Raw genomic sequence first — 23,049 nt, 5'->3', positions numbered from 1 at the left:
GCATCTGCGGGGTCGGCCGATATCTTGTTCGACAGCACGGTGGCGGTGGCGGCGCCCGCCCTTGACGCAGCATCCGCACGGGCGTAACGTACAACCAAATGGTTGCACGAATGGGATTGAGTGAAACGGACATCGACCGTGTCTTCCAAGCGCTTGCTGCCCAGACGCGGCGTGACATCCTGCGCCGTACGATCAACGACGAGCAATCTGTCTCGATGCTCGCGGGCGACTACGACATGTCGTTCGCGGCCGTGCAGAAGCACGTCGCCGTTCTCGAGGCCGCCGGTCTCATCATCAAGCGCGCCGAGGGACGCGAGCGGCTCGTCCGTGCGAATCCTGAGATGATCGCACGCGCTCGGGCGCTGCTCGCCCAATACGAAGCCCTGTGGCGGTCGCGCATCGCCCGCCTCGACGACCTGCTGGCAGAGACGCCGGCGCCCAAACAACAAGGAGAGTGAAATGCCTGTCACCGATGTCACCACGGATGCTGAGAACCTCACCATGACCGTCGTCGCCGACCTCGTAGCACCGGTCGAGCGCGTGTGGGCGGCCTATAGCGATCCGCGCCAGCTCGAACGGTTCTGGGGTCCTCCCGGGTGGCCCGCCACCTTCACCACCTGGGACCACGCCGTCGGCGGTCGCGCGATCTATCACATGACCAGTCCGCAGGGCGAGAAATCCTCGGGGGCCTGGGAGTTCCTCGCGATCGAGGAGCCACACCGGTTCGAGGTGCTCGATTCCTTCGTCGACGATGACGGCACGCCGTTGGAGGGCTTCCCCGCCATGCGCATGGCGTTCTCATTCGAAGCATCCGGCGACAGTACACGCATGGTCACAACCAGCTACTTCACTTCGGCCGAAGCGCTCGAGCAGGTCGTCGCGATGGGCGCGATCGAGGGCACGAAGATGGCGATGGGCCAGCTGGATGCCGTACTGCAGGACCTGCGCGATTATGCCCAGGGCAAGGGCACGCGCGTCGAGCTGCTCGATGACACCCATGTGCGCATCACGCGTCTCGTCGATGGCCCGCGTGAACTCGTCTGGCGCGCGCACCATGAACCGGATCTGATCAAGCAGTGGATGCTCGGACCCGACGGCTGGGAGATGACGGAGTGCGTGGCCACCACGACGGTTGGTGAGAGCTACCGCAACTCCTGGGCGCCGGTCGGTGACACCGAGGGCGAGCCATTCGGGTTCGAGGGTGAAGTCCTGCTCATCGATGCCCCGCGTCGCGCTGTAACGACAGAGCGGATGCAGGGGATGCCGACGCAGACGCTCAACGACCTCAACCTCTACGAGGAGGATGGCGCCACCCTGGTCACGGTGCTCATCGAGTACCCCGACCTGGAGACCCGCGACATGATCCTCGCCACCGGCATGGCCGATGGCATGGAGGAGTCGTTTGCCCGTCTCGAGCGCGAGGTGCTCAGCCCCACGCGTTCATAACTCCTGAGAAATCAGCAGTTCGGCCCCGGATCCGGCAGATTCGGGGCCGAACTGCGTGAACTTCAGGAGTTGTGCGCGCGGGGCGGGCGAGAATCTACCGTTGTGCGGCCAACCGGATCGGCGCATTCGCGCCGCCGTAGCCGTCGTAGCCGCCGCGGCGTTCGACCACTTCGAAGAACACGTCACCGATCGTGCGGGTGTAGAAGTGGATGAACTCGCCGGCGGCATCGCGATCGTAGAGCAGATCCAGCTCCTGCAGCGATGACAGTAGTTCGGGGGAGAGCCCGAAGCGCGCACCGAGGTCGTCGTAATAGTTCGCCGGAATCCGGAGGTGGTCGATACCCCGTTCGCGCGCCCGGCGGGCGACCGTGAACACGTCATCGGTGCGCACGGCGATATGGCGTGCCGGCCTCGGCGCCGTGGGCGGGGCCAGGTTGATGGGCACCCGAACGATTCCATCCGGTGTGCGCATGACCTGACTGCGGATCAGCCCGTGCGGGCCGGGTACGTCGGCCGGCGGCTCGGCTTGCAGTGACAGCGCGCTCGACATGAACAGCACCGCTTCGTCGAAGTCCTGCCACGCATATGCCAGATTGATGTGGTCGATCTCGCCGACGAGTCCGTCCACCGCGCCGGTACCGCCATCGAACTCCTGCAGCCAGGACTTCTCGACGGGCAGCGAGCTCCAGAACACCTGCGTTCCGTCCGGAGATGCGACGCCGCGCAGCGCCTGCTCACCTTCATACGTGCGGCGGAATATGTTCTGCGACCCCAGCGCGATCGCCCGGTCGACAGCGGCTTCAGCATCCGCCACCTGCAACCCGATCCCCGACAGCCGAGGCTCATCATGGCGCACCTGCTCGTTCAAAATCACGCGTGCAGCGCCCGCGCTCCACAGCCGCACGGGCTTGGAGCGGTGACGCCCCTCGAACGCGAATCCGAGTTGGGCGAGCAGTTCGTCGACCTCGGCGAGATCTGTGCCGGCCACCTCGACGAAATCGAGACCGGTCACCGTCGGCGCTTCCCCGAGCCGACCGTCGTCCCACCCGTTTGCAGCGGCGGTCCGATCGGCGAGCCAGGCGAGCGACCGGTGCGCATGTGCGGCAGTTCGCACCGTATCGGTCTGTCGGAACGTGTCATTGAACACCTCCAGCGACCACGGTCCCGCGTAGCCTGCGCGCACCACATGCGTCATGAAGTCCACGAGGTCGAAGTCGCCTTCACCGGGGAACAGTCGGTGGTGGCGACTCCAGCTGAGCACGTCCATGTCGAGCTTCGGGGCATCGGCCAGCTGCAGGAAGAAGATCTTCTCGGCCGGGATCTCTTCGATGCCGGCTGGATCGTGCCCGCGCGAAAGGATGTGGAAACTGTCCAGACAGATACCGAGATTCGGCCGATCCGCGCGCCGCACGATCTCCCAGGCGCGCCGGTAGTCGTCGACGTACTTTCCCCAGGCCAGCGCCTCATACGCAAGACGGATGCCGTGCGCCGCTGCCCGATCGGCCAGCTCACCCAACTGGCGCGCCGCCACCTCGTCATCGTCGATCGTGGCGGTGCCGACGTTGCTGCAGACGAGCATCAGATCGGTGCCGAGGCGGTTCATGATCTGGAACTTCGCCTCCGCCCGCCGCAGGGTGTCGGCGAAGACGTCGTCGGTGACGCCCTCGACATCACGGAACGGCTGGAACATGTCGATGCGCAGCCCGAGCCGGTCGCACAGCGCGCGAATCTCCTCGGGGGATTCCGGCGCGGCGATGAGATCAGCATCCATGATCTCGACGCCATCGAAGCCGGCTTCAGCGCAGGCATGGAGTTTATCGACGAGTCCGCCGGACAGGCAGACGGAAGCGATTGAGGTGAGCATGGCAGTGAACGTACCAGTTTGTACATTAATTTCCCAGAGGTGTTGCTGAATCAATGTACTAACCGGTACATTCAGTTCCAGCATCATCGATCCCGAGGACAAAGACGTCGTGACTCAACATCAGCAACCCCACCGCACCGGCGTGCTGCGCCGCATTGTGCGTGTCATCACCGGTATAGAACTCGCCATCGGCGCTCTCGCTGTCATGGTGATTCTCGTCCTGGTCTTTTACCAGGCACTGCAGCGATACCTGCCCGTCGAAAGCATCGCCTGGACCGGCGAGCTTGCCCGCTTCGCGCTGCTGTGGGCGACATTCGCGGCCATGGGCATCCTGGTCACCAGCCACGGACACATCGCCCTGGAACTCGTCGACTCGTTACGCAACCCGATGACCGTGCGCATCATCCAGGTGTTCTCGCTCATCGTTGTCGCAGCAACCGGCTTCGGACTCAGCATGGAGGCCTGGGCGCTGATCGAAACCCAGGGCATCGTGAAGTCCCCCGTGCTGCGCGTGCCGATGTCCTGGGTCTACATCCCCGTGCTCATCGGCACCGTCAGCACCACCATTCGCGCGCTCTTCGCGGCTGCAGACATCGCCATGCACGGCCCTGTCGCCGCCGACGTCGAGGAAGACCAGCCGGAGGTGGCAGGACTGTGACTCTTCTCTTTCTCGTACTCGCGATCGGCCTTCTGCTCGCACTCCGCGTTCCGGTGCCGTTCGCATTCCTCGGCCCGTCGCTGGTCTACATGGCCATCGAGGGACAGTCGCTCGGTATGGCGCTGCGCACCGTCACCAACGCCGCCAGCAGCTTCCCGCTGCTCGCTGTTCCCCTGTTCATTTTCCTCGGCGCCCTGGCCAACCACGCCGGCATCGCCGACCGGCTGTTCCGCTTCGCTCAGGCAGGACTCGCGAACATCCGCGGCAACCTCGGCTACGTCGCCGTCGGAACCAGCGTCGGCTTCTCCTGGATGAGTGGCTCCGCCGTTGCCGATGCCGCCGCCCTCGGCAAGGTGCAGATCCCGGCCATGGTGCGTGCCGGCTACGGCCGCCGTTTCGCCACCGGCGTCTCGGCGACGTCATCCCTGATCGCACCGGTCATGCCGCCGAGCATCCCCGCCGTGATCTACGCGGGCCTTGCCGCAGTCTCGACCGGAGCGCTGTTCGCAGCATCCGTTATCCCTGCGCTGCTGATGGCGCTCGGCCTGTGCATTGTCGTCTGGGCACTCGTCAGGCGGATGCCCAACGTGAAGAAGGGCACCTTCGACCGCGCCGAGTTCGTCGCGTCGAGCAAGGGCGTCATCCTGCCGCTGCTCGCGCCGTTCATCATCCTGGGTGGCATCCTCGGAGGATTCTTCACCCCAACCGAGGCCGCAGCAGTCGGTGTCGCCTACATCATTCTCGTCGGCCTCATCCAGCGCTCGCTGAATCTGAAGAGCTTCATCAACGCGCTCACCGAGACCGCCACCACGACCGCGTCGATCATGATCATCGTCGCCTCAGCGTCACTGCTCGGCTACATCCTGGCTCGTGAGCGGCTGCCTCAGATGCTCACCGAACTGGTGTTCGCCATCACCGACAGCCCGACGGTATTCCTCATCCTTGTCACGGTCCTGATGCTGATTCTCGGCACCGTGATCGATGCGACCGCGATCCTGGTGCTGACGGTTCCGATCATTCTTCCGATCGGCAACCAGATCGGCGTCGACCCGATCGTGCTCGGTCTGCTGATGATCCTCTCGCTGATGATCGGCCTGCTGACCCCGCCGGTCGGAACCGTGCTGTTCGTGACGGCAGCCGTGTCGAAGACGCGCATCGGCGAGGTGTTCCGCGGATCGCTGCCGTTCATCATTCCGCTGCTGGTGATCTGCGTGCTGATCATCGCGTTCCCGAGTGCAGTTATGTGGCTGCCGGGGGTGCTGGGTCTATGACGCTCGCGCCTGCTGCGGTCGACACTCGCCGTCCTGCCGTGCTCATCGGCCTGATCGGCGAGGGCGTCACACCGTCGCTCACCCCGCCGATGCACGAGTTCGAAGGCGCACGGCACGGGATGCACTATGTGTATCGCACGATCGACATCGATCAGAGCGAGGCGACGAGCGGGGCGCTTCGCCCCCTACTCGAAGCGGCACGTCGCCTCGGGTTCACCGGCCTAAACATCACGCATCCGGTCAAGCAGGCAGTCATCCCGCTCCTGGATGATCTCAGCGACAGCGCCCGCGCCGTCGGCGCAGTCAACACCGTGGTGTTCACGGATGCTGGCGCCATCGGCCACAACACCGACGTCACCGGTTTCGCCGCTGCAGTGACAGACGCCTTCGGTGACGAGCACCTCCGACGCGTCGTGCTGTTCGGCACCGGGGGAGCGGGCTCGGCTGTCGCGACGGCGCTCGCACAGTTGCGAATCGATGAGCTGATCCTCATCGATCAGGTGCGCGAACGTGCCGACGCGCTCGCCGCGCAGGTCCGCGCAGTAACAACCGCGACCGTTCGCGCGGCCGATGTCGACGAGTTCCCGGCGCTCATCGCAGACACCGATCTGATCGTGAACGCGACGCCAATGGGCATGGCCGCCCACCCCGGCACGCCGTTTGACGTTGCACTTCTCCCGGACGCCATTCGCGTCGCAGACATCGTCTACCGTCCCGCGGAAACGGCGCTGCTCAAGGCTGCTCGCGCCCGCGGCATCCGCACCATGTCGGGGCTGGGCATGGCCATGCACCAGGCCGCCGACGCCTTCGAGATCTTCACAGGAAAGCGTGCGGACCGTCAGGCGATGCTCGCCGACCTCAATGACCTGGTCGCCCAAGAAGCGACCATGACCCCCGCCACCGCGACAGCACAGAGCGTGGCACCCCAAACAGCACCAGAAAGAGGAGAAAAGTGATGAATGCACGACGCACTCGGCGAACAATGTGGCTCGCCTTGGTCGCAGCACCGGCGATGATGCTGGTTGCCTGCTCCAGCGCAGGAGAAACCACCACCGGCGGCGATGGCGGCGGCGATGCCGATGCCGGCACCGTCCAGAAGCTCTCGCTCGCCCACAGCTACAACGAGGACCAGCCGCAGCACCGCTGCGGTGCACAGGTGATCGCTGACGAGGTAAACGCCGCCGGCGTCGGCCTGGAGATCGAGATCTTCCCATCCAGCCAGCTGGGTGGCGACGCGGACCGCATCGCGTCCGTGGCATCCGGTGACATCGACATCGACATCCAGGGTGCATCTGCGCTGGGTGCGGTCTACGAACCGATCAGCGTGCTCGACTCGGCATACGCGTTCGATGACGCCGACCACCTCGCCACGTTCATGGCGAGCGATGCATCCGACACCGTCACCGCGGACTTCGAAGAGGCATCAGGCGTGCACACGATGGGCGCGTGGTCGGCCGGTGCACGTCAGTTCACGGCGAACACGGCGATCCGCACACCCGAGGACCTCGAGGGTCTGCGCATGCGGTTCCCCGGATCCCCACAGTTCCTCATGAACGCCAAGGCGCTCGGCGCTGAGGCGACCGAGGTCGCGTACGAGGAGCTCTACCTCGCCCTGCAGCAGGGCACGGTCGATGGTCAGGAGAACCCGATCACCAACATCGTGGCCTCGAACCTGAAGGAGGTTCAGGACTACGTCAGCATGAGCTCGCACCAGCTGAACACGAACCTCGTCATCGTCGGTCCTGTCTGGGACGAGCTCAGCGATGAGCAGCAGCAGGCGCTGACCGCTGCGACCGAGACGGCGGTCACTGAGGTGACCAGCTGCGTCGCCGAAGACGAAGAGGCGCTCCTCGAAGAGTGGCGCACCGGAGATGACTGGGAGGTCATCGAAGACGTTGACCGTGACGCATTCAGCGAAAAGGCCGAGGAATACCTCAGCGGTGTCCTCACCGGTGACTCGCTCACCGTTTACGAAGCCATCCGCTCGACCGCAAAGTGATCTGGATGACCGTTTCTGCATGACGCGTTCGGTACCCACGTTCACAGGGGAGGTGAACGAAGATGCGCTCGGGATGACCCTCATCCACGAGCACATCTTCGTCACCGACCCGGAACTCGACATCAATATGCCTCATCCGGAATGGGATGAGCATGCCTATCTGGAACAGGCTGTCGCCACGCTCTCCGAGCTACATTCGTTGGGAGTGCGGACCGTCGTCGACCTGACGGTGCCCGGACTCGGGCGCGACGTGCGCCGGGTCGCCGAGGTCGCCGCACGCGTGCCGGTGCAGATCATCGCTGCGACCGGATGCTACGCGGCCGAGGTGCTCTCCCCGTTCTTCCGGCTCAACGGCCCAGGCCTCGTCGTCGACGGTCCCGATCCCCTCGTCGACCTCTTCGTCGGAGACATCGAGCGGGGGATCTCCGGCACGGCAGTGCGCGCGGGCATGATCAAAATCGCGACGGATGCCGCGGGTTTCACTCCCGATGCAGCGCGGGTGTTCGCGGCGGCTGCCGAAGCACACCGACGCACCGGCGTGCCGATCACGACCCATTCGCATGCGGCCTCCCACGGGGGTATCGCCCAGCAGGACGAACTCGAACGGCTCGGCGTTCCGCTAGACCGCGTGGTGATCGGGCACAGCGGTGACTCCACCGACCTCGCATACCTGCGGGGGCTCGCCGATCGGGGATCCTATCTCGGGTTCGACCGGTTCGGCATGACACATCTTGCACGCGACGAGGATCGAGTGCGGATGCTGCTCGAACTGCTCGACGCCGGATACGCCGCACGCATCGTGCTCTCGCATGACGCGGCGATCTTCAGTCGGGTGACGCCGCCATCGTGGCGGGCGACGCATACGCCCGACTGGAAGATGTCGTACCTGTGCGAGACCGTGCTGCCGCAGCTGCGTGCCGCCGGTGTCGACGATGCCACCGTGCATCAGCTGATGACTGTGAATCCGCGACGAGTGCTCGCGGGTGGGGCATGATGTGTGCACAGCGGTTGGACCGCTGCGCCAAGAGAGACGAGATGTGATGACCGAGAGTGTTGTGGCTGAGCCGATCGTGCGCAAACGAGACGCCGAGCGCACGCGCGCGGAGCTGCTCGCAGTCGCCACCGAGGCTTTCGCTGAGTCGGGGTACGCCGGCACTCGGGTCGATGAGATCGCCGAGCGCACGCAGACGACGAAGCGGATGATCTACTACTACTTCGGGGGTAAGGAGCAGCTCTACCTTGCTGTGCTCGAGAACGCGTACCGCGGCATCCGTGAGACGGAGCAGGCGATCCACGCCGGAGACCTGCCGCCCGTGGAAGCACTGCGCCAGATCGCGGAGCTCACCTACGACCACCACCGCAATCACACGGACTTCATCCGCCTCGTCTCGATCGAGAACATCCACCACGGCGAGTTCATCAAACGGCTTGAGGGGTTGCGCACACTGAATCAGCCGGCCGTCGACGTGCTCGAGGTCGTGCTGGAGCGGGGGAGGTCGGAGGGCTCGCTGCGCGCCGACGTCGACGCCCTCGACGTGCACCTGTTGATCAGTTCGTACTGCTTCTTCCAGGTCGCCAACCAGCACACTTTCGGGTACCTGTTCGATCGGGATCTGCTCGCCGAGGAACGGCGCGAACACCTGCGTTCGATGATCGGTGACGTCGTCGTTGCCTGGATGACCGCCTCCACCGTTCCGGTCGCAGTTGGTGCTGCTAAACCCGCGAGATAGCAGCACCAAGTGCGACCGGAGCACGGGTGGGAGCAGCCGTGCGGGCGGTCAGATCAGGCGGCGCAGCGCCTCGTCCAGCGAGATCGCCTGGCCTGCGGCGCGATCGCGCAGGCGGGAATGCTCGTCGGCGGTCAGCGTGACCTGCACGGTGACGGGCTCGGCGGCCGAGACGTTCAGACCGTCGAGAAGATCGGATGCCTCGGCCCACAGCTGCTGGGGGCGGCCGGACCCTTCGGCAAGCTCAGGGACCGGTTGGGGCTCAGCGGCCGGCTGACCTTCGCTCGCTGAGCCGGTCGAAGCGGCCGCGCCGCCCATCATGAACCCGGGCCCGCGGTTCGGCTCGCGCTTGGCCTGATACGCCTTCGCGGCCGAATTCGCCCGTACATCGGCGGCCTCATTCAGGTCGTGACCGGCGTGGCCCTTGACCCAGACGAACTTCACATCGCGGCCCTGCATCGCCTCATCGAGCGACTCCATCAGGTCGCGGTTGAGCACGGGAGCACCGTCGGCTTTGCGCCATCCGCGGCGCTTCCATCCCGGCATCCATTTGGTGATTGAGTCGATGACGTACTTGCTGTCGCACATGATCAGCAGCGATTCGTTGCTGCCAGCAGTCGCCCGCAACAGCTCCAGCACGGCCTGCAGCTCACCCTGGTTGTTCGTGCCGTGCGGTGATCCGCCGGCCGCCCAGTTCGCATCGTCGATGTACCAGGCCCAGCCGTTGGGGCCAGGGTTTCCCAGGGCGGAGCCGTCTGCTGCGGCGGTGATCGTCATCCTTCAACCGTAACCGCCCGGCCGCCGTCGCCCGGGCGCGGCGGCGCGTCAGTCTTTCGGCTCAGCTGTCTCGATGACAGCGGCCTCCGGGGCCGGCGGTGCAACAGGGAACACGATCGAGGTCACCTCGGTAGCGAAACCGAGTCCGAGACCGATATCGAGTGGATCGACAGCGGAGGGGGCATCCAGGTGATCGACAGCATCCGCCTCCTGCGGCTCGCCGGGCAGCGCCGCCCAGGCGCTCTTCTCTTCAGGTCGTTGTGCGAACAGTCCCATGGAATCCTCAGAAGTCGGCGATGATGAGCTTCTTCATCTGCATCATCTTCTCGTACGCGCCTGGGCGCGCCATCAGCTCGCCCATGTTCTCCGGCACGATCTGCCAGCAGAGCCCGTAGCGATCGGCCAGCCAACCGCACTGTTCAGCCTCCGGCATGCTGCTCAGCGCGTTCCAGTACTCGTCGATCTCGGCCTGGTCGGTGCAGCGCACCTCGAGGGATACGCCGCAGTCGAAGGTGAAGTCCTGCACGATCGCCGAGTCCATCATCGCGAACCACTGCCCGGCCAGGCGGAACTCGCCGAACATCACGCTGCCGGCATCCGCTGGTCCGGTCTGCTCCGGATACTCCGCGATGAAGCCCACTCCGGCGGCGGGAAACAGCGATGAGTAGAACGTCGCGGCCTCGCGCGCCAGGTTCTGGACGGGACCGGCGAACATCAGCTGCGGGATCACGAAGGGCCGCGGCTCGCCCTCCGGATTCGTCAGCAGCAGCTGCCAGCTGACGCCGTAGCGATCCTGAACCCACCCGTAGCGCGGGCTGAACGGATACTCGCCGAGCTCCATCATCACGGAACCGCCATCGCTGAGCTTCGCCCACGTCTCATCGAGGCTCGCGCGTGCTGTGTCGCGGTCGCCATCGAAGCGCAACGGATCGAAGTTCAGCATGAACGACACCGAAGGGTTCGGGCGGAACTCATCCCCGGCGTTGATCAAGGTGAGCAGATAGCCGTCGATCGCGACGTCGACGGTGAGCGTCTTACCGGCGAATTGCGCCTGCCACTCGTCGATCTCGTTCGGATACGTTGCCCCCACCGTCGCGGTGGTGTCGGGGAAGACATCGGCGTAGAACGCGCCGGCCTCGTCGGCGTTCTGGTTGCACCAGATGTTCGGGACGATTTTTTGGGACATGACGACTCCTTGTTGCGTTCGGATCCCCTCGCACGGTTGTCCTGCTCGAATCCAGCGTGCTCCCGAGAGCTGGCGGATGCAAGGGGGTTGAGCACAGTTCGGGCGGCGCATCTAGGGTGGGGGGATGGCGTCCTCGATTGCAATCGACTTCAACTGGGGTTCCTGGCTGGGCACGGCGATCGCCTTGCTGATCGCTGTCATCGCTGTCGCCGCTGTCGTGATCGGCGCGCGGTTCATCGCCGGTCGGGCGCATGGGAGTGCAGCGTGGGTCCGGGACCTTGAGCGGCGCATCCGCACTCCCGGAATGGTGCTGGTATTTCTCATCGCGGTTTGGATCACGTTCGCCTTCACTGAGCCTGCCCAGCTCGAGTGGTGGGCGGTGCTCGAACGTGTTCTGCTGATCGCGGTCGTCTTGGTGGGGGCGTGGTCGCTGTCGACGCTGGTCACCTTCGGCATGGAACAACTCATGCAATACGACGGCACCCGCAGCGACGCCACAAGTGCTGAGGGGCGACGCCGTAAGACCCAGCTCACGGTGTTGAACCGCCTGGTCGTGGTACTGATCTCGATCATCGCGGTCGGTGTGGTGATGTTCTCATTCCCGGAGGTGCGGGCGGTGGGTACCAGCATCCTGGCATCCGCCGGTGTCGTCAGCATCGTCGCCGGCCTTGCCGCGCAGTCAACCCTCGGAAACCTGATTGCCGGGGTGCAGATCGCGTTCAACGGTGCAATCCGAGTCGGCGACGTCGTGGTGATCGAAGGCGAAATGGGAACGATCGGCGAGATCAACCTGTCGTATGTCGTCGTCTACATCTGGGACGAGCGCCGGCTCATCCTGCCGTGCACCTACTTCACGACGAACCCGGTCGAGAGCTGGACTCGGCGTTCGGAGAAGATCCTCGGCACCGTCTACATGGACCTTGATTGGCGCGTGCCGGTGGATGCTGTCCGTGAGAAGTTCATGGAGATCATCGAGGGATCGGATGCCTGGGACCGCCGCTCCGCGAACGTCCTGGTCACCGGATCCGAGGGCGGTTACGTCACGGTGCGGTTCAAGATCTCGGCGAAGAACTCCGACGATCAGTGGGATCTGCGCTGCCTCGTGCGCGAGAAGATCGTGACCTGGTTGCAGCAGGAGCACCCCGAGGCGCTGCCGGTCACGCGGGTGACGTTGGAGCGTCCGGCGCAGTAGCGGCTGCGCCGCGCACCGCGTCGACGAGTTCCCGCCACGCGCCGGTCAGCTCGGATTCGGCCAGTTCACGTTCGCGCTCCTCGCGGGCTATGCGAGCCCGGATGCTCCACACATAGCGGTCAGCGCCGGGTGAGGTTTCCTTCGGGTCGCTCCAGGGGCAGCGTTCGATCAACGTGATCCAGACATCGACGTCCGGATAAGGCGGCTCCACCTCCCAGCGGCGACGGATGCCGGCGACCCCACCTGATCGCACGACGGCGATCATGACGGGCGAGGCGGTTCCTGCGCTGTCATTCGGCGCGTCGATCTCGTTCATCCTCGAAGACTCCCACGGTTCTCCAGGCGTCGCGCACGGCCGCGGCGACTTCTGACTCACCGTACTCCCCGATGGCTGCGGCCACGGTGGCATCGGCGAACTGGCGGAACGTCGCTGTCGGCGACAGGCCACCGGTGAGCGCGCGGTACCAGACCAGGCCCGCACGCTCCCAAGCGTGGCCACCCAGGGCGCGGGCGGTCAGTGCGAAGGCGCGGTTCGGGATGCCGGAGTTGATGTGCACACCGCCGTTGTCCTCGGTGGTCTGCACGAAATCGCGCATGTGTCCGGGCTGCGGGTCCTTGCCGAGCTCGTCATCGTCATAGGCGGTGCCCGGCTCGAGCATCGAGCGCAGCGCTGTGCCCTGTACCGCGTCGGTGAAGATGCCAGCGCCGATCAGCCAGGTCGCCTGATCTGCGGTTTGGCCTGCGCTGAACTGTTCGGTCAAGGCACCGAAGACGTCGGCGATCGATTCGTTCAGGGCACCCGGCTGCCCCTGATACTCGAGATTCGCGGTGTGCTGGATGACGCCGTGCGCGAGTTCGTGACCGATGACGCTGAGCGAACCAGTGAAGCCCTGGAACACCTCGCCGTCGCCGTCACCGAACACCATGCGCTCGCCGTCCCAGAAGGCGTTGTCGTAGTCGATGCCGTAGTGCACGGTGGCGTCCAGGCGTGCGCCGAGCCCATCGAGGGAGTTGCGTTCGAACGCCGCGAGCAGCAGCTCGAACGTCGCGCCGAGGCCGTCGAACGCCTCATTGGTGGTGGCATCTGCGACGGCGGGGTCGCCTTCGGCGCGCACGACGAGTCCGGGGAGCTTCTCGGTGTTCTGTGCGTCGCTGATCGTGCGGTTCGGAGCATCCGTCAACTCCGCGATGAGGTCGCCGTGCTCGTCGATCGACAGGTTGATCCTGGCGCGGAACGGCGGCCGACCAGCAAGCAGGGTCTGGCGCGCAGCATCCGCCGCCTTGGTGAAGCGCCCCGACTGCGCGACGCGCGCGAGCAGGTACGCCGGGACGATTCCGTGTGCGCAGTGGTCCATACCGCGACCATACGCGCAGGGACGGACGCTTTCGAGTGCCGGATCCCAGACGGAGTGTGTGCGCCGCGGCGTGTTGGGGCGGTGACACGCCGCCGGAGCGGACGGACGTCTGGGATTCGGCACGGGATGCCTCGGGTCAGACTCCCAGCACTCTCGCGTAAAATCAGCCCAATGACCGATGTGCCTGCTGCCGACACCTCTGATCTCGGCGACGGCCTCGATCCCGCCGATCTTGAGACCACGCTGCGGGTGCTCGCATCCATGGACCAGATCAGCGAAGAGCATCCCGACTACATCGCCGTCCGCCGTGCGACCGCGGCGATGTTCAAGGCCGTCAAGCGCGTGCGCCGCAAGGAGATCCGCGACGCGATCGCGGCGGCCGACAGGGCAGTTGTGGCGAACACCGCCACCGGCGCACCCGACCGGATCGACGACGAGACTCGTGGAAATGATCTCGCCTCGAACGTGGATGCTCCGATCGCCGGCGAGCTGCTCAAACCCCGCAACTGCTACATCTGCAAGCAGCCCTACACGCTCGTCGACGCGTTCTATCACCAGCTTTGCCCGGATTGCGCACGCTTCAGCCACGGCAAGCGCAACGCCCGCACCGACCTGACCGGCAGGCGCGCGCTGCTCACCGGGGGCCGCGCGAAGATCGGGATGCACATCGCGTTGCGACTGCTCCGCGACGGCGCGCACCTGACGATCACGACCCGCTTCCCGCGTGATGCCGTGCGCCGCTTCTCGTCGCTGCCGGATGCTTCGGACTGGCTGCACCGGTTCCGCGTCGTCGGCATCGATCTGCGTGACCCTGCCCAGGTGATTGGGCTGGCCGATTCGGTCGCCGCGCAGGGGCCACTGGACATCCTCATCAACAACGCCGCACAGACGGTTCGGCGCTCGCCGGGTGCATATTCTCTGCTGGCGGATGCTGAGATGCAGCCGTTGCCGGATGGGCCGCTGCCCGAGATGGAGACGTTCGGGCACACTGTCGATCCGCATCCGCAGGCGTTGCAGGCCTCGGTGGATTCGAACCCCCTGCTGTCGGTGGCCGCTCTCGGCGGCACCGTGGCCGAGCAGGGCGGGCAGGCGCTCACCGCCGAAGACCTCGCACGACTCGCGATGGCGCCGGGGTCGTCTTCGCTGGCCAAACACGCTGACGGTTCGGCGATCGATGCGGGCGGCCTCGTGCCGGACATCGACCACGTCAACAGTTGGGTGCAGTCGATCGAGCAGGTCGACCCGCTCGAGATGCTTGAGGTGCAGCTGGCGAATACGACCGCGCCGTTCCTGTTGATCAGCCGGCTTCGGGCCTCGATGGCTTCGTCTGATGCGCACCGGAAGTACATCGTGAACGTCTCGGCTATGGAGGGGCAGTTCTCGCGCCGCTACAAGGGCCCGGGGCATCCGCACACCAACATGGCCAAGGCGGCGCTCAACATGCTCACCCGCACCAGTGCCGGCGAGATGCTCGAGAAGGACGGGATTCTGATGACGGCCGTCGACACCGGCTGGATCACCGACGAGCGACCGCACCACACCAAGGTGCGTCTCGCCGAGGAGGGCTTCCACGCACCGCTCGACCTTGTCGATGGCGCTGCGCGCGTGTACGACCCGATCGTGCAGGGCGAGCTCGGCATCGATCAGCACGGGGTGTTCCTGAAGGACTACAAGCCGAACCCCTGGTGATGGGGCTGGGCGTTCGGGGCATCCGCCCTGTTACACCCGTCGGAGCGTGTTGCACCTGACGGACCTTTTGGCCCGATTCCTCCTGCATCCGCAACATCCTCCGACGGATGCAACGGCTGCGCCCGCGCCCGAATTCGCACCGGCTGTTAACCTCCACGCGGTAAACCTGGTGTTATGTCTGCTTTGCGAATCTTGCACCTCACCGACACCCATCTTTTCGGGGATGAGACCCTGCACTACGGGGTCGTTGACACCGCCGAACGGCTACGCCTGACGCTCGCGCATATGGCAGATCGCCCCTTCGATCTGGTCGTGTGCTCGGGCGATGTCAGCGAAGACGGGTCTGAGGGTTCGTACCGGCGCGCTCGTGATCTGATTGGCGAATGGGCGCGCGAGCGCGGCGCCCGTGCGGTGTTCGCGATGGGGAACCATGATCGCCGTGCGCCCTTCCGTGCGGTGCTTGGCGGTGGACAACCGGATGCTGGCGAGCAAACCCTCGAAGGTGCAGAAGCCCCCGTCGCCTCAGTCGCTGAGCATGACGGCTGGCGCGTGATCGTGCTGGATAGCTCGGTGCCCGGCCGGGGGTACGGAGCCATCGATCAGGCGCAGAAGCAATTTTTCGAACAGGCGATCCAGAGCCCGGCCGAACACGGCACTGTCGTGGTCGTGCATCACCCGCCGATTGACGCGCAGACCGATCTCTTGCAGGCTCTCTGCCTTGATGAGCACGATACCGCGTGGCTGTTGTCAACGATTCGCGGCACCGATGTGCGGGTCATCCTGAGCGGTCATTACCACTTGCCGGTCGTTGAAACCGTTGGTGGCGTGCCGATCGTCGTCGCCCCAGGGGTAGCAAATATCGCCCGGGCTTTTGATCGCCGCACCGAAGAATCTGCCATCGATGCTTACGGCGGAGCGACCGTTGATATCTCGGCTGACCGCGTGCGCGTCGTGCCCTTCGAGCAGCGGATGACGGCGGATGCTGAAGTCTTCAAATTCGAAGAGGAAGCGGTCGTCCGCATCATCGCCGCCGCCGGGCGCTAAGCTCGACCCGATTCGTGCGAAGTCCTGAGATTCGGATGCCGCGGGCAGTGCCCAAACCGTCAAACTGCGTCGTTGTCATAGCGCAACACGAACTTTGCTTCGTCGCCGCGCAGTCTGCGGCGAACATAAAACACGGGGGTGCCGTACGCATCGGCGGAGACGCCATCGCGCACCAAAAGCGCGGTTCCCAGGGGCACATCGAGCACATCGGCGTCGTCGAAATCGGCGGCAACAGCACTAAAAGCGCGCCATAAATAGCGCAGGTCAAGGCCGAATCCATCGGCGAATGCGCGCACGACGAGGCCGTTTTCACCGACCCGATCCAGTACTTGCGACCACTGCGCAGAGTGCCAGTACGAGTTGGCGATCCAGCGGCGTCCGCCGCGCACCATCACGGTGTCGATCCTGTGCACATCAGCGACCGGAATCCCCAGGTGGCCGGCTGCTTCTTCGGCGAGCGAACCAGATGCAGGACCGAACGACAAAACCCGCTCATCCACTTGGCGCACGGGGGCTGCGGAGCGCCGGAGTGCTGCCGAATCGAGGGCATCGGCGGTGGCATCCGACTGTTGACGGGATCGCGGCAGGGTGGCAACAATCTCGACCAGATCGGGAGGGGAAACGACAAACGTCCCTACGCCGCGACGGATCTCGACGGCACCCAGGCGCTGCAGTTCGATAATCGCCTGACGCAGGGTAAGTCGAGCCACCCCGAAGCGCTCGGCGAGCGTGGCTTCATTGGGTAACCGTGAACCGGCCGCGAGCGCACCCGACTGAATTTCTTCCCACAGCTCTGTCGCAATCCGACGGTAAACCGGCCCGCTGTTGTCCACACGGCTACGACCACTTTGCATACCGTTCACCTGAAACTCCTCATCGCGTCATGGACGATCCGTAGACATATAGACGTCTTGATCACAGCACGCAGGGATCCGAAAAATTACCTGCAAGAGAAAGGTACGTCATGCGCAGAATGATCGCCTCGACCGGTATGGTCCTCGGCGGAATCCTCCTGGTCGGTTGTGCGACCGGTACAGGTTCAACTACACCGGCGAGTGACCCCACCTCGGTCGCATCCGATGCAATCGTCGACATCCGCGTCGGCCTCGAACCCACCAGCCTCGATGTGACCACCACCTCGGGCGCAGGCCTCGTGCAAGTCATGCGGGGCAACGTCTACGAAGGTCTCGTCGGTATTACCGAAGACCTCCAGATCGTTCCGGCGCTCGCCTCGGAGTGGGAGGTCAGCGAAGACGGCCTGACCTACACCTTCACCGTTCGTGACGACGTCACATTCCACGATGGAACGCCCATGACCGTGGATGACGTCGTGGCATCCCTTCAGGCCGCCAGCGCCGAAGGATCGGTCAACCCGGATGCCAAGCGCATGACCCAGGTGGCAAGCGTCGAATCAACCGATGCCTCCACCGTCGTGATCACGCTCGAAGAGCGCGACATTAACTTCTTGGACACCCTCACCACCGCTGCCGGATACGTTGTGTCCAGTGCGTCTGACGCAGACCTTGCGTCCGAAACCAACGGCACGGGCCCGTACACGCTCGACCAGTGGAACCGCGGCGCAACCCTCGCCCTCACGCCGGCCGACGACTACTGGGGTGACGCTCCCGCAAACGGCGGTGTGGTTTTCCACTACATTTCCGATGAGACCACCGCATCTACCGCTCTGCAGAGCGGCGAGATCGACATGATCGCCGGAGCGACAGCTGAAACGGCTGAGTTGTTCAGCGCAGACGACGCCTTCCAGGTTGTCGAGGGTGACTCGACCAGCTGGATGACCCTCGGGTTCAACCACACTGTCGAGTCGCTGTCAGATCAGCGCGTACGCCAGGCCCTGCGCCAGGCAATCGACAAGTCAGAGCTTGCTGAAATCGTCGGTCAGGCTACAGAAGCCGGAAGCATCACGGTTCCGAGCGACCCGTGGTTCGTGGACATGACTGACTCGGCGCCGTTCGACCCGGAAGCTGCGAAAGATCTTCTCGCAGAAGCAGGCTACAGCGACCTCGACCTGACGCTGACCGTGTCGAATACCTACGACACGATCATCACCGAGTTCATCGCCGCTGAGCTCGCCGACATCGGGGTCAACGTCACGATCGACACCGTCGAGTTCGCTACCTGGCTCGAAGATGCGTACACGAACAAGCAGTTCGAGCTCACGATGGTGCTGCACGTCGACCCGTCGACGGCCACGTATTACGGCAACCCGAACTACTACTGGAGCTACGACAACGCCGAGGCGCAGGCTCTTGTTGCCGAAGCGCGCACAGCCACCACCACCGACGTACGCGACGAAAAGATGCGCGAACTCGTCACCCTGGTTGCTGAGGACTCGGCTAGTGACTGGCTCTACACGGCGCAGACCGTCGTTGTCGCGAATGCCGACGTTGCCGGATTCCCTGTGGACCGTATCTCGAACAACTTCCGCGTCAGCGGTATCACCGTCGCGGAGTAACGTGACCATCTCGGCGACCTTGAGCCGGCCACGTGCCGGGCGCGAAGAACTCCTTCGCGCCCGGCACGTCGTGGCCGAAGTGCTCGGAGAGATCGGCATCCTGCTGCTCTCCCTGTTTGCCGCGAGCATCGTGATCTTCGGCCTTCTGGCGATCCTTCCAGGAGACCAGGCCGCGATGCTGGGCGGGATGGATGCTACGCCCGAACAGATCCTCACGTTGCGTGCCCAACTGGGCCTAGACCGACCCATCTGGGAGCGGTACTTCGATTGGATCGGCGGCGTACTTACCGGCAACCTCGGAGTCTCCGGGCTCGACGGTCGCGCGGTCGCCGCAGAACTCGGCGAGAAACTACAGGTCACCGTGCCCTTGGGTATCTTGGCCCTGCTGCTTAGCGTCGTCATCGCTCTGCCCGTCGGCATTCTCGCGGCGGTATATCGCGAGAACGCTTTTGGTCGTGCGATTGCGGGGCTCAGCCAGCTCGCCGCAGCCATTCCCACTTTCGTTTTGGGGCTGTTGCTCGTCGTCGCCGTCGCTCTTCCCACACGCCTCCTGCCGGTGCAGGGCTTCCCCGCTGATCGCTGGGCCGACCCCGCAGAAGCGCTGCGCTCACTCATCCTCCCGGCAACGGCCATCGCCATCGGGCAGGCCGCAGTACTGGTGCGCTTCGTGCGCAGCGCCACCATCGACGTGCTCATGAAGGACTGGGTGCGAACCGGGCTCGCCCAGGGATGGCCGCTCAGCTCAGTGCTGCTGCGACAGGGCCTGCGCAATGCGTCGCTTCCGTTGCTCGGCGTGCTGGGGCTCGAAATTGCTGGCGTTCTCATGGGATCGGTCATTGTTGAGCAGCTCTTCGCGCTTCCTGGTGTCGGAGGAATGCTGCTGGCGGATGTCGGTAACCGAGACATCGTCTCTATTCAAAGCACCCTGTTCGTGCTCACCGCGCTCGTCATGATCAGCACGATGGCACTCACCACTCTTTCCCGTGTTCTTGACCCTCGTATCCGGAGGACCCAGTGATCACTCGTTTCATCCGGCATCCGCTGGGCGCCATCGGCCTCGTGCTCGTGGCGATTCCCACGTTGGCAGCCCTGCTCTCGCTGGTGTGGACGCCCTATGACCCGGCCGCCTTCGACCCGATCAACCGCTGGTTGCCGCCTTCGCCAGAGCACCTGTTGGGAACGGATGCCGGAGGGCGCGATCTCTTCAGCATTCTGCTTGCCGGTGCCCAATCGACTATGACTGCCACCGTGCTTGCCACAGCGATCGCCGTGGCGGTGGGCCTGCCGCTGGCTATGGCGACCGCCCTCGCGGGGCGGCGACTGGGGGCAGCCCTCGAGCGAGCAATTGATGTGGCCATTGCCTTCCCCACGCTGGTGCTCGCCATCATCCTGGTTACCTCATATGGAGCAAGCCTCTGGGCCTCGTCCGTCGCGATCGGCCTCGGCGGCGCCGTCGTCATCGCCCGCACGATGGTGCCCGAACTGCGTGGTGCGCTCGCCGCTGACTACGTGACGCTCGCCTCTTCTGGCGGGGTCGGCACCCTGGGTATCCTCTCGCGGCACGTCTTGCCCAACGTCGCACCCACGCTTCTGATTCGCGCCACGCAGCTCCTTGCGGCTGCCGCGCTCGCCGAAGCCGGGCTCTCGTACCTCGGTTTCGGAACCCCTGCACCGACGCCGTCCTGGGGTCGGACTCTTGCCGACCTGCAGTCACAGGTGCTCGTGCGCCCCGAAGTGCTGATTGCCCCGAGCCTTGCGATCACCACTCTCGTGATTGGGTTCGCACTGTTGGGCGATGCGCTGCGGGATGCCCTCGAACCCGGCCAGCGCAGCAGGCCCGTCACGCGTGCGCAACGCCGACATGCTGCATCCGTCCCCGACACTGTTTCCGCCCCCGACACCGAGAAGGTGACCGCATGACTCTCTTGGATATTCGCGACCTCACAATCAGCATCGGCGACCGCCGTCTCGTCGATGGAATATCGCTAAGAGTCGATAGAGGAGAGCGAGTGGGGCTGATCGGTGAATCCGGATCAGGCAAATCGCTCACCTGTATGTCGGTGCTCGGGCTGCTGCCTGCGCGCGGACAGGTCAGTGGCAGTATCACGGTCGAGGGTACGCAGATAATTGGCGCCGACCAGCGCACGCTCCGAGACCTGCGAGGTCGGCGGGTAGGCTGCGTGTTTCAAGAGCCGCAGAGCGCGCTCGACCCGCTGCTTCCCATTCGTCGACACCTCGTTGCACCGCTGCGAGCGCACGGACTGCTGCGCCGTGCGGATGCCAGAGCAACCGCCGTTCGCCTGGCGGAAAGCGTGGGGCTTCCTGAACCAGAATCAATGATTCGTCGGTACCCGCATGAACTTTCCGGCGGACAACGCCAGCGCGTCATGATCGCGATGGCCATGTCGACGAGTCCGTCGCTGCTGTTGGCTGATGAACCAACCACCGCGCTTGATGTCACGGTGCAGGCGAAGGTGCTCGACCTGATGGGCGACCTGGTTCAGCAGAGCGGCGCCGGCAGTTTACTCGTGACACACGACATGGCCGTTGCCGCGTCGCACTGCGATCGCATTGTCGTGATGCGCGCGGGGCGAATCATCGAGGAGGGTACCGCCGAGCAGCTTATCCAGCGCCCGCGAGAGGGGTACACCGCCGATCTCATTGATGCGGCGTATGCGACAGGATGGCAGCCGCAGGTCAAGACCCGTGTGGCGGTGGCCGCATGAACAGCGAACTCTTCAGGGCCGAAAACCTGCGGATGGTGCACCCCGGCATGCGGCGACCGGCGCTGGATGGTGTGAACCTGACGATTGAATCGGGTCGTAACCTCGGCATCATTGGTGAATCAGGATCGGGTAAAAGCACGCTCGCACGCATCATGCTCGGGCTGCAAAGCCCGACCTCTGGAACGGTTTTGTACCGCGGCGAACCGGTTCCAACCGGGCGCGGTCGTCGGGCGCGAGAGTTTCGCCGCAGCGTTCAGGTCGTACTTCAAGATCCATTCACGTCGCTGAATCCCCGGATGCCAGTAGGCAAGATCATCGCTGAACCCGTGCGTGCATTGCGGCCGAAGTGGGATGCTGAGGCGCGAACTTTCGAGTTGCTGGCCGCCGTTGAACTTCCGGCAGAGGTCGCACAGCGGCTTCCCCGAGAGCTCTCGGGCGGTCAGCGTCAGCGGGTCGCTATTGCTCGTGCGCTCGCCGTGCGACCCGAAGTTGTTATCGCCGATGAACCCGTGAGCGCGCTCGATGTGTCGGTGCGCGCCCATGTGCTGCGGCTTCTTAGGCGACTAGTCGCCCATGAAGAACTGACCATTGCCGTCATTTCGCACGACCTAGGAATCGTCGACGGACTGTGCGCCGATGCAGCCGTCATGTCGGCGGGAAATATCGTCGAGCACGGACCCGTCTCGCAGGTGCTGGATGCGCCGCAGCATCCGTATACCCGCGAACTCATCGCTAGCGTTCCGGTACTTCCGGTACGAAAGACCGCATCTCGAGAGGAGGGCGAGCATGACGCTCCCCGCTGAAACCACTGCACGCCTACATAATTTGCGCCCCGTGGGCGGATTGCCCACCAGCAGCGGAGAGTGGGTGCGTGACGACCTGATGTGGCGTTCGGCAGCACCATTCGCCGCGCGCGCACATGCGAGCGATCTGATCGCCGGACTCGGCATCACCTGCGTTATCGACCTGCGCGATAGGGGAGAGCGCGACCGCACCCCCGGGGCATGGCGGCATGACGACCTCGCCGTGCGAGAGATGCCGGTGTTCGACGACCGGCTGCGCGACATCACCTTCGATGGTTTGCCCGAGCTTTACACGTATATGACCGGTGATTTCGCCCCATCTCTGGTCGCCGCATTCGCGGCGATCGCCGAGCAGGCCGAGCAAGGCGTGCTCATTCACTGCACCGCTGGTAAGGACCGCACCGGCATGCTCAGCGCTTTTGTACTGGATGTGTTGGGGGTCGACCGAGCGCTGATACTCGATGACTTCGCGGCATCCCAGAGTCACCTAGGGCCTGAGTATCTCGCTGATCTCTTTGCAGACGCTGACGTCGAGAACCTACCCGGAATCGTCGCCCACCGCGCCACGGCTTCACCGCCCGAGCTTCTCGCCGACGCACTCGACGCTCTGGAATGTGAGTACGGCAGTATTGCGGCTTTCCTGCTGGCACACGGAGTGAGTCAGGCGCAGCTTGAGCGCCTGCGCGCGGTGTTGGTGGTGCAGGGGCGGGACTAGCCCTTCGCAGGCGCGCCCGATTCGTGCCAATCCGGAGGTCTTCGCGCGATCTGGAGGCCACATTCTGGCCTCCAGCCCTCCGTATCGGGTGTTTACCTCCGGATCGTGCGACCGAAAATGCCGG

Annotated in this window: 24 protein-coding genes; 17 read left to right on the top strand and 7 right to left on the bottom strand. The window is 64.6% G+C overall.

Annotated elements, in window-relative coordinates; all coding sequences use genetic code 11:
• Positions 1 to 98: 98 nt before the first annotated feature.
• Together ACW5CM_RS13290 and ACW5CM_RS13285 are read left to right on the top strand one after the other, a co-directional pair.
• On the top strand, positions 99 to 458 hold the full coding sequence (locus ACW5CM_RS13290) for an ArsR/SmtB family transcription factor (RefSeq protein ID WP_438252682.1): 360 nt from the start codon (positions 99 to 101) through the stop codon (positions 456 to 458).
• Between the two features lies 1 nt (position 459).
• A complete protein-coding gene (locus ACW5CM_RS13285; protein ID WP_457125273.1) occupies positions 460 to 1,446 on the top strand; it encodes an SRPBCC family protein in 987 nt (328 codons plus the stop codon).
• A 94-nt stretch (positions 1,447 to 1,540) separates the two neighbouring features.
• Here the strand turns inward: ACW5CM_RS13285 and ACW5CM_RS13280 are convergent, their stop codons facing one another.
• A complete protein-coding gene (locus ACW5CM_RS13280; protein WP_457125272.1) occupies positions 1,541 to 3,310 on the bottom strand; it encodes a sugar phosphate isomerase/epimerase and 4-hydroxyphenylpyruvate domain-containing protein in 1,770 nt (589 codons plus the stop codon).
• A gap of 109 nt (positions 3,311 to 3,419) precedes the next feature.
• Here ACW5CM_RS13280 and ACW5CM_RS13275 point away from each other — a divergent pair, with 109 nt between their 5' ends.
• The 6 genes from ACW5CM_RS13275 to ACW5CM_RS13250 are packed head-to-tail and all read left to right on the top strand — an operon-like array spanning position 3,420 to position 8,968.
• Positions 3,420 to 3,968 carry a TRAP transporter small permease gene (locus ACW5CM_RS13275; protein WP_438252685.1) on the top strand — a complete coding sequence of 183 codons (549 nt, stop codon included), beginning with the start codon at positions 3,420 to 3,422 and terminating at the stop codon, positions 3,966 to 3,968.
• Positions 3,965 to 5,239, top strand: coding sequence for a TRAP transporter large permease (locus ACW5CM_RS13270; protein ID WP_457125271.1), 1,275 nt, complete (start codon positions 3,965 to 3,967; stop codon positions 5,237 to 5,239). The genes ACW5CM_RS13275 and ACW5CM_RS13270 overlap by 4 nt, the downstream gene beginning before the upstream one ends.
• Positions 5,236 to 6,195 (top strand): shikimate dehydrogenase, encoded by a 960-nt coding sequence (locus tag ACW5CM_RS13265; RefSeq protein WP_438252687.1) that lies wholly within the window; start codon positions 5,236 to 5,238, stop codon positions 6,193 to 6,195. Before ACW5CM_RS13270 ends, ACW5CM_RS13265 begins: the two co-directional genes overlap by 4 nt.
• Positions 6,195 to 7,238, top strand: coding sequence for a DctP family TRAP transporter solute-binding subunit (locus ACW5CM_RS13260; RefSeq protein WP_438252688.1), 1,044 nt, complete (start codon positions 6,195 to 6,197; stop codon positions 7,236 to 7,238). Before ACW5CM_RS13265 ends, ACW5CM_RS13260 begins: the two co-directional genes overlap by 1 nt.
• Before the next feature lie 19 nt (positions 7,239 to 7,257).
• Entirely contained in the window at positions 7,258 to 8,232 is a 975-nt protein-coding gene (locus tag ACW5CM_RS13255; protein WP_457125270.1) for a phosphotriesterase family protein, read from the top strand.
• Positions 8,233 to 8,278: 46 nt separating this feature from the next.
• Positions 8,279 to 8,968, top strand: a complete 690-nt coding sequence (locus tag ACW5CM_RS13250; RefSeq protein WP_457125269.1) for a TetR/AcrR family transcriptional regulator — start codon at positions 8,279 to 8,281, stop codon at positions 8,966 to 8,968.
• Positions 8,969 to 9,016: 48 nt separating this feature from the next.
• On the opposite strand, the gene ACW5CM_RS13245 is transcribed toward ACW5CM_RS13250, so the two are convergent.
• Genes ACW5CM_RS13245 through ACW5CM_RS13235 form a run of 3 tightly spaced genes read right to left on the bottom strand, consistent with a single transcriptional unit; the run spans position 9,017 to position 10,928 of the window.
• Positions 9,017 to 9,742, bottom strand: a complete 726-nt coding sequence (locus ACW5CM_RS13245) for a ribonuclease H family protein (protein WP_457125268.1) — start codon at positions 9,740 to 9,742, stop codon at positions 9,017 to 9,019.
• A 48-nt stretch (positions 9,743 to 9,790) separates the two neighbouring features.
• On the bottom strand, positions 9,791 to 10,018 hold the full coding sequence (locus ACW5CM_RS13240; RefSeq protein ID WP_457125267.1) for a hypothetical protein: 228 nt from the start codon (positions 10,016 to 10,018) through the stop codon (positions 9,791 to 9,793).
• Positions 10,019 to 10,025: 7 nt separating this feature from the next.
• On the bottom strand, positions 10,026 to 10,928 hold the full coding sequence (locus tag ACW5CM_RS13235; RefSeq protein ID WP_457125266.1) for a VOC family protein: 903 nt from the start codon (positions 10,926 to 10,928) through the stop codon (positions 10,026 to 10,028).
• Positions 10,929 to 11,052: 124 nt separating this feature from the next.
• Here ACW5CM_RS13235 and ACW5CM_RS13230 point away from each other — a divergent pair, with 124 nt between their 5' ends.
• Positions 11,053 to 12,120: a mechanosensitive ion channel family protein gene (locus ACW5CM_RS13230; protein ID WP_438252694.1), complete on the top strand. Its 1,068-nt coding sequence runs from the start codon at positions 11,053 to 11,055 to the stop codon at positions 12,118 to 12,120.
• Here the strand turns inward: ACW5CM_RS13230 and ACW5CM_RS13225 are convergent.
• Entirely contained in the window at positions 12,086 to 12,436 is a 351-nt protein-coding gene (locus ACW5CM_RS13225) for a protealysin inhibitor emfourin (protein ID WP_457125265.1), read from the bottom strand. The genes ACW5CM_RS13230 and ACW5CM_RS13225 overlap by 35 nt on opposite strands.
• Positions 12,411 to 13,475: a M4 family metallopeptidase gene (locus tag ACW5CM_RS13220; RefSeq protein ID WP_457125264.1), complete on the bottom strand. Its 1,065-nt coding sequence runs from the start codon at positions 13,473 to 13,475 to the stop codon at positions 12,411 to 12,413. The genes ACW5CM_RS13225 and ACW5CM_RS13220 overlap by 26 nt, the downstream gene beginning before the upstream one ends.
• 171 nt (positions 13,476 to 13,646) lie before the next feature.
• Between ACW5CM_RS13220 and ACW5CM_RS13215 the strand changes: the two genes are divergently transcribed.
• On the top strand, positions 13,647 to 15,164 hold the full coding sequence (locus ACW5CM_RS13215) for an SDR family NAD(P)-dependent oxidoreductase (RefSeq protein WP_439256385.1): 1,518 nt from the start codon (positions 13,647 to 13,649) through the stop codon (positions 15,162 to 15,164).
• Between the two features lie 174 nt (positions 15,165 to 15,338).
• Positions 15,339 to 16,208, top strand: coding sequence for a metallophosphoesterase (locus tag ACW5CM_RS13210; protein ID WP_457125263.1), 870 nt, complete (start codon positions 15,339 to 15,341; stop codon positions 16,206 to 16,208).
• Between the two features lie 59 nt (positions 16,209 to 16,267).
• On the opposite strand, the gene ACW5CM_RS13205 is transcribed toward ACW5CM_RS13210, so the two are convergent.
• The gene (locus ACW5CM_RS13205; RefSeq protein ID WP_457125349.1) at positions 16,268 to 17,062 is read right to left on the bottom strand and encodes a GntR family transcriptional regulator; all 795 of its coding nucleotides are present in this window, start codon (positions 17,060 to 17,062) and stop codon (positions 16,268 to 16,270) included.
• 110 nt (positions 17,063 to 17,172) lie between these two features.
• Between ACW5CM_RS13205 and ACW5CM_RS13200 the strand changes: the two genes are divergently transcribed.
• Genes ACW5CM_RS13200 through ACW5CM_RS13175 form a run of 6 tightly spaced genes read left to right on the top strand, consistent with a single transcriptional unit; the run spans position 17,173 to position 22,925 of the window.
• Positions 17,173 to 18,681: an ABC transporter substrate-binding protein gene (locus tag ACW5CM_RS13200; protein WP_457125262.1), complete on the top strand. Its 1,509-nt coding sequence runs from the start codon at positions 17,173 to 17,175 to the stop codon at positions 18,679 to 18,681.
• Between the two features lies 1 nt (position 18,682).
• The gene (locus ACW5CM_RS13195; RefSeq protein ID WP_438252700.1) at positions 18,683 to 19,699 is read left to right on the top strand and encodes an ABC transporter permease; all 1,017 of its coding nucleotides are present in this window, start codon (positions 18,683 to 18,685) and stop codon (positions 19,697 to 19,699) included.
• Positions 19,696 to 20,601 carry an ABC transporter permease gene (locus tag ACW5CM_RS13190; protein WP_438252702.1) on the top strand — a complete coding sequence of 302 codons (906 nt, stop codon included), beginning with the start codon at positions 19,696 to 19,698 and terminating at the stop codon, positions 20,599 to 20,601. Before ACW5CM_RS13195 ends, ACW5CM_RS13190 begins: the two co-directional genes overlap by 4 nt.
• A complete protein-coding gene (locus ACW5CM_RS13185; RefSeq protein WP_457125261.1) occupies positions 20,598 to 21,407 on the top strand; it encodes an ABC transporter ATP-binding protein in 810 nt (269 codons plus the stop codon). The genes ACW5CM_RS13190 and ACW5CM_RS13185 overlap by 4 nt, the downstream gene beginning before the upstream one ends.
• Complete coding sequence (locus ACW5CM_RS13180) at positions 21,404 to 22,210, top strand: ABC transporter ATP-binding protein (RefSeq protein ID WP_457125260.1); 807 nt, start codon at positions 21,404 to 21,406, stop codon at positions 22,208 to 22,210. The genes ACW5CM_RS13185 and ACW5CM_RS13180 overlap by 4 nt, the downstream gene beginning before the upstream one ends.
• Positions 22,194 to 22,925, top strand: coding sequence for a tyrosine-protein phosphatase (locus tag ACW5CM_RS13175; RefSeq protein ID WP_457125259.1), 732 nt, complete (start codon positions 22,194 to 22,196; stop codon positions 22,923 to 22,925). The genes ACW5CM_RS13180 and ACW5CM_RS13175 overlap by 17 nt, the downstream gene beginning before the upstream one ends.
• Positions 22,926 to 23,049 lie beyond the last annotated feature (124 nt).

Source organism: Microbacterium wangyouchuni, from assembly GCF_054072595.1.
Note: the sequence above shows the minus strand (reverse complement) of the source record. Positions and strands in the feature narration are given on the sequence as shown.

Coding starts and splice junctions, on each gene's coding strand:
- ACW5CM_RS13225 (WP_457125265.1), bottom strand. CDS start 12,436: ATGAACGAGATCGACGCGCCGAATGACAGCGCAGGAACCGCCTCGCCC.
- ACW5CM_RS13230 (WP_438252694.1), top strand. CDS start 11,053: ATGGCGTCCTCGATTGCAATCGACTTCAACTGGGGTTCCTGGCTGGGC.
- ACW5CM_RS13205 (WP_457125349.1), bottom strand. CDS start 17,062: ATGCAAAGTGGTCGTAGCCGTGTGGACAACAGCGGGCCGGTTTACCGT.
- ACW5CM_RS13215 (WP_439256385.1), top strand. CDS start 13,647: ATGACCGATGTGCCTGCTGCCGACACCTCTGATCTCGGCGACGGCCTC.
- ACW5CM_RS13210 (WP_457125263.1), top strand. CDS start 15,339: ATGTCTGCTTTGCGAATCTTGCACCTCACCGACACCCATCTTTTCGGG.
- ACW5CM_RS13175 (WP_457125259.1), top strand. CDS start 22,194: ATGACGCTCCCCGCTGAAACCACTGCACGCCTACATAATTTGCGCCCC.
- ACW5CM_RS13255 (WP_457125270.1), top strand. CDS start 7,258: ATGACGCGTTCGGTACCCACGTTCACAGGGGAGGTGAACGAAGATGCG.
- ACW5CM_RS13180 (WP_457125260.1), top strand. CDS start 21,404: ATGAACAGCGAACTCTTCAGGGCCGAAAACCTGCGGATGGTGCACCCC.
- ACW5CM_RS13265 (WP_438252687.1), top strand. CDS start 5,236: ATGACGCTCGCGCCTGCTGCGGTCGACACTCGCCGTCCTGCCGTGCTC.
- ACW5CM_RS13250 (WP_457125269.1), top strand. CDS start 8,279: ATGACCGAGAGTGTTGTGGCTGAGCCGATCGTGCGCAAACGAGACGCC.
- ACW5CM_RS13235 (WP_457125266.1), bottom strand. CDS start 10,928: ATGTCCCAAAAAATCGTCCCGAACATCTGGTGCAACCAGAACGCCGAC.
- ACW5CM_RS13245 (WP_457125268.1), bottom strand. CDS start 9,742: ATGACGATCACCGCCGCAGCAGACGGCTCCGCCCTGGGAAACCCTGGC.
- ACW5CM_RS13285 (WP_457125273.1), top strand. CDS start 460: ATGCCTGTCACCGATGTCACCACGGATGCTGAGAACCTCACCATGACC.
- ACW5CM_RS13260 (WP_438252688.1), top strand. CDS start 6,195: ATGAATGCACGACGCACTCGGCGAACAATGTGGCTCGCCTTGGTCGCA.
- ACW5CM_RS13290 (WP_438252682.1), top strand. CDS start 99: ATGGTTGCACGAATGGGATTGAGTGAAACGGACATCGACCGTGTCTTC.
- ACW5CM_RS13185 (WP_457125261.1), top strand. CDS start 20,598: ATGACTCTCTTGGATATTCGCGACCTCACAATCAGCATCGGCGACCGC.
- ACW5CM_RS13200 (WP_457125262.1), top strand. CDS start 17,173: ATGCGCAGAATGATCGCCTCGACCGGTATGGTCCTCGGCGGAATCCTC.
- ACW5CM_RS13280 (WP_457125272.1), bottom strand. CDS start 3,310: ATGCTCACCTCAATCGCTTCCGTCTGCCTGTCCGGCGGACTCGTCGAT.
- ACW5CM_RS13220 (WP_457125264.1), bottom strand. CDS start 13,475: ATGGACCACTGCGCACACGGAATCGTCCCGGCGTACCTGCTCGCGCGC.
- ACW5CM_RS13240 (WP_457125267.1), bottom strand. CDS start 10,018: ATGGGACTGTTCGCACAACGACCTGAAGAGAAGAGCGCCTGGGCGGCG.